The following is a 3,560-nucleotide window of genomic DNA, read 5'->3' on the forward strand; positions in this document are numbered from 1 at the left end:
TCCTGACTCGGGGCTCGCAGCATCCTTCGTGAGACGGATGCCACGCGGCAGGGTAGCTCAGTTGGTGAGAGCGCACGACTCATAATCGTGAGGTCGCGGGTTCAAGCCCCGCTCCTGCTACGAACGAAGCGCCCCTTGTTTTGGGGCGCTTCGTTCGTGTGGGGCGGTTGCCCGGAGTCCTGCTCGCGGGTGGGGGCAAGCCTCGCTCCTGCTGCCGAGTGGGTCTTGCTCGCGGCGTGCGCGACGCTCGCAGATCATCAGCGGTGCGTGTCACCTTTCTCGCGCAGGCTGACGATCACTTGCGGGCTCCGAACGGAGAGTCCTCGTCTGGCCGATCGGTCCTACCAGACGAGGCGGTCGCCGTCGGTGCCGGGCTTGTTGACCCCGAGGTTCTCGTCGACGTGTGTGTCGGGGTGGGCGACGATGTCGGCGATGAGGGCGGCGACGCTCTTGCGGGAGACGGTCGTGCCCCGGAAGGGCTCGTCGCGCTGGGTGGTCTCGTAGGAGACCTCGTCGGCGTCGGACAGCCACGCCGGCCGCAGCACGGTGTAGTCGAGCCCGGACGACTCGACCACATCCGATGCTCGGGCGTAGGCGTCCAGCGTCGAGCCGCCGATCGTCGCGCGGTTCCATCGTCCGAACTCGCCGGGCACCTCGTCGTAGATGCCGAGAGCGGTGATGAAGATCAGGCGCCTCACTCCTTCGGTCCTCATGGCTTCGACGATGGCGGCCGCCTGACGGTCGATGTTCCCGGCGAGGTTGGCGTAGACGACGTCCTGGCCGCGGACGGCGTCTCTGAGAGCCGTGACGTCTGTCGCGTCGCCCTCGATGACGCGCGCCCCGTCCGGCGCATGCTGGATGCGTCTCGCGCTGCGGGCGAAGAGCGTGAGCTCGACGTCGGCTTCGGCGAGCAGGGCGGCGGCACGGGAGGCGATCTGCCCGCTGGCGCCGACGATGAGGACGTTGGTCATGATGATCGTTCCTTCTCGGTCTTGGTCATGGATGCAGGGTGAAGAGTTGTGCGACGTGGTCGGGGTCGCGGTGGCCGAAGACCGGCCGGCCGGTGTCGAACGACCGGTAGCCGCCCTCGATCGCGTCGAGGGCCGCCCCCTCGGTCGCCCGGACCGATCTGGAAGACCCCGAAGCCGAGGATCGGCATCCGGCGCCGTTGTTCAGGACGACGTGCTGCATGGCTTGCTGTGCTTTCCCTCGAGCGGATCACGGGTGGGTGGGCCGTGCCGCTGGGGCCGGCGCGGCGCGCCCGCGATCTCTGGTTCTCTGCTCAGAGATTCTCGGTGAAGAACGGGGTCAGCTTGGCCATGGCCTGCGCGACGGGCTCGTCCTTGTCGTAGAGGTCGTAGTGCGACCAGCCCTCGATCACCACGAGCTCCTTCTTCTCGGAGCGGGCACGGCGCACGATCTCGTGTCCGTCGCGATAGGCGCCGAACGCGCCGGGGATGTCACCGACGATGACAAGCAGCGGCTGGGTGAGCAGACCCTCCGCGAGGTGGAACGCGTCCCACCCGTATGCCGGGCTCATGTGCGAGCGCAGCGTGACGTTGACGCCGTTGGGCTTCGCGCCACGGGGCGTCTTGTAGTACTCGGTCGCGCCGAGGAGGTCGACGTCGGTGATGCCCCACTCGGCGGCCTGCTCCAGCGACTCCGGAAGCCCCATGTCGACCTGCCGGTCGGCACCGCGCGCCTCGGCCGTACGTTGTGCGGCGATCTCCTCGAGCTTCTCGATCACTGCCGCGGACGAGCCTTCGGTCTCGCGGAGGACCCGGCCGTAGTTCGCACCGGTGATGGTGGCGACGGCCTTGTAGCGGCGCTCGGTCATCACGGTGTTGATGGCGTAGCCGCCTCCGCCGCACATGCCGATGAGGCCGATGCGATCGGCGTCGACGTACGGGAGCGTGACGAGGTAGTCGGCGACGTGACGGAAGTCCTCGACGCGCCGCGTGGGGTCTTCGATGGAGCGGGGCTCGCCGCCGGACTCGCCCTGGAAGGACGCGTCGAACGCGACGGTCACGAAGCCTTGCTCGGCCAACCGAGCGGAGTAGATCTCGCCGGAGGTCTGCTCCTTCGCGCTGCCGATCGGGTGCGCGACCACGATCGTCGGGTAGTGCCGGGAGTCGTCGAAGTTCGGCGGGAAGTAGATGTCCGCCGCGATCTCCCAGAACATGTCGCGGTGCTTGAACGTGACGTGCTCGATGTTCGGCATGGTGTGCTCCTTCTGCATCTGCTGAACGGTGGCCGCCCGGGTCTCGGTGGGGGCGGTCGATCGTGGGAGCGGGTGAGCTTCCGCGACGGATCCACGCTATGAACGGACGAGGAGCCGAGGAACATGCCAGTGGCCCACCCCTACCGCCAGGCGCTCTCCCCGGGCTCAGGGGTCGCGACGTCCGCTGCCTCGGTCTCGTCGGCATTCGGCGCATGCTGCTCGGGCGTGCTCCAGCTGCCCAGCAGTCGCAGCGCGTCCGCGGCACGCGAGCCCGGTTCGGGCAGGAACGTCACCAGCTGCAGGCCGGCGAAGCCGGGCAGCTCCAGCGCCTCGTAGTTCAGTGCGATCTCACCGACCAGCGGATGGTGGACGCGCTTCGTGCCCCGCTGATGGGTGGAGACGTTGTGCTTGGCCCACAGCGCGCCGAACTCCCGGCTGGTGGTGGAGAGCTGCCCGATGAGCTGGACGAAAGCCTTCATCCCCGGCTGGCGGGCCGCCTCGGCCTGCAGCGTCGCGACCGCGTCCTCGGCGACCGCGTCCCAGTCCGGGAAGGTCTGTCGGCTCCGCTCGTCGAGAAAGAGATATCGGGCGAGGTTCGGCAGTCCTGTACCCGTGTGCCGGTCGTAGACCTCGGCGTACAGGGCGCGGCCCAGGGCATTCGTCGCGAGCAGATCGAGGCGCCCGTTCTGGACCGACGCGGGAACCCCCGGCATCGCGTCCATGAGCTGCTGGACGTTCGCGTGGATCCTGGAGGGCTGCTGGGGCCGGCGCGTGCGCGGACCCGCAGCGCGGGAGAGATCCATCAGGTGCTGGCGCTCGACGTCGTCGAACCGCAGCGCCGATGCGATCGCGTGCAGGATCTCCTCCGAGGCGCGGGCGATGTCGCCGCGTTCGATCTGCGCGTAGTACTCGGTGCTGACGCCGGCGAGCACCGCGACCTCCTCGCGGCGCAGGCCTTCGACGCGGCGTTTGCCGTCACCGGGCGGCAGTCCCGCGTCCTCGGGGGAGATCCTCGCCCGCCGGGTCATCAGGAACTCCCGGACCTGCTTCGATACGTCCATACCAGGAGGCTACGCAGCCGCCCGCGCCGGAGGCATGCGCTGGTGGCCCACCCCTATCGCGGAAGCGGCTCCGCATCGCGACAGGGCCCGCGTCCGCGTGTGCGGTGGCGGGTAACGTGGAGCGGGTGGCATCGAACTCCCGCACCTCGCCCCGGCGCCCGCGTCCCGTCGTCGACCTCGAGGTGGTCTCGACCGAACGGCTGAGCCCGCACCTCGTGCGCGTGCGGCTGGGCGGCGCCGGCTTCGCGACGTTCGAGGACCGGCCCGAGACCGACAAG

At 69.2% G+C, this 3,560-nt stretch carries 4 protein-coding genes and 1 tRNA gene; 1 reads left to right on the top strand and 4 read right to left on the bottom strand.

Translation table 11 applies throughout. The features are described 5' to 3' along the window. Nucleotides 1-46 precede the first annotated feature (46 nt). Nucleotides 47-120: transfer RNA gene (locus tag WML84_RS13885), tRNA-Met, on the top strand. A 221-nt stretch (nt 121-341) separates the two neighbouring features. Here the strand turns inward: WML84_RS13885 and WML84_RS13890 are convergent. The 4 genes from WML84_RS13890 to WML84_RS13905 form a co-directional block, all read right to left on the bottom strand. Beyond that, entirely contained in the window at nt 342-971 is a 630-nt protein-coding gene (locus tag WML84_RS13890) for an SDR family oxidoreductase (protein ID WP_347346728.1), read from the bottom strand. Nucleotides 972-996: 25 nt separating this feature from the next. Then, the gene (locus WML84_RS13895) at nt 997-1,191 is read right to left on the bottom strand and encodes a hypothetical protein (RefSeq protein ID WP_347346729.1); all 195 of its coding nucleotides are present in this window, start codon (nt 1,189-1,191) and stop codon (nt 997-999) included. Between the two features lie 91 nt (nt 1,192-1,282). Further along, nucleotides 1,283-2,221, bottom strand: a complete 939-nt coding sequence (locus WML84_RS13900) for an alpha/beta hydrolase (protein ID WP_347346730.1) — start codon at nt 2,219-2,221, stop codon at nt 1,283-1,285. 140 nt (nt 2,222-2,361) lie between these two features. After that, on the bottom strand, nt 2,362-3,282 hold the full coding sequence (locus WML84_RS13905; RefSeq protein WP_347346731.1) for a helix-turn-helix transcriptional regulator: 921 nt from the start codon (nt 3,280-3,282) through the stop codon (nt 2,362-2,364). Nucleotides 3,283-3,560 lie beyond the last annotated feature (278 nt).

The organism is Microbacterium sp. (assembly GCF_039812165.1).
Lineage (GTDB): Bacteria > Actinomycetota > Actinomycetes > Actinomycetales > Microbacteriaceae > Microbacterium.